This is a genomic window from Vibrio sp. YT-19(2023), assembly GCF_033337395.1.
Genome location: NZ_JAWOQN010000229.1, coordinates 1 through 925 on the forward strand (window position 1 = coordinate 1; position 925 = coordinate 925).

Consider the following 925-nt stretch of genomic DNA (forward strand, 5'->3'; position numbering starts at 1 on the left):
TTCCCGATCAAAGCGGATCTTTATTTGCGTTCAGGCAAGCTTGCCAAGCAAGCGCAATACGGACGAGCGACCGACCTCGGCAAAGATTACGTCAGTGAGATGACCCTGCTCGACAGCATTCAACCGAGCAAAAAGACGGTGATTGAGTATCAAGAAATCGTCCCTTGGCAGTTGGATAACAAATTCTACAACCCGAGTTATTTGCCGAAAGCCAATACATCGGAGCTGTAATTTAAGGTTATTAACGCCATCAAGGATGTTTTATGAAAGTGCGATTCTTTAACGTCATCATCAATGTAAACAGCGCTGCGATTAGCTTCATTGCCGCTTCATTCTGGATGGTTGCACCTGTTGCGGCCAGTGATGAGTGGAGTTTTGAATGGGATTGGGCGGTAAGTTACGAAACCGCCAAGCTGCGAGATAGCGCGTTTATGGACGCGCAAGGAAGCGCGCGTGACTCGCTCAACGCTTTACTTGATGTGCAAGTGAATTATCAAAACATTAGTGGCTTATTCACCTTGTACAGCCAAGGTTTGTATCTCAATCAGCAAGGTGAGCATGAATGGTGGGGCGAAGCGGATAATCAACTTCTTATCCGAGAACTGGCGTGGCAGGGCGAATGGCAAGTTGGTGATACCACTTTGGATGTTAGCGCGGGCAAGTTGCGCGTTGATTGGGGCGTAGGTTATGGCTATCGACCTTTAGATTTGTTCAAACCATATCGACAAAATCCGGTCGGCTTGGTGGCAGAGGAGGGAGCGGGTGTATTTTCACTTTCGTATTACGACATGTCAGGTGTATGGACGGCGATTGCAACGGACTCGAGTTGGGGGCAACAGGAGCAAAGCGCGCTTGATCAAGCCGCGGAGCAGCGTGGGTTTGGGATTCGCCGTTATGCGTTGGTGCGCGATACGGAGTACCAAAT

The 925-nt window shown here is 49.3% G+C and carries 1 protein-coding gene and 1 pseudogene; both read left to right on the forward strand.

From position 1 onward, the window contains the following. Positions 1-231 (forward strand): outer membrane lipoprotein-sorting protein (locus R7E78_RS25060; RefSeq protein ID WP_318058465.1); only part of this gene is annotated, 231 nt, incomplete at its 5' end. A 107-nt stretch (positions 232-338) separates the two neighbouring features. Next, a pseudogene (locus tag R7E78_RS25065) lies at positions 339-925 on the forward strand (hypothetical protein); the annotation flags it as partial.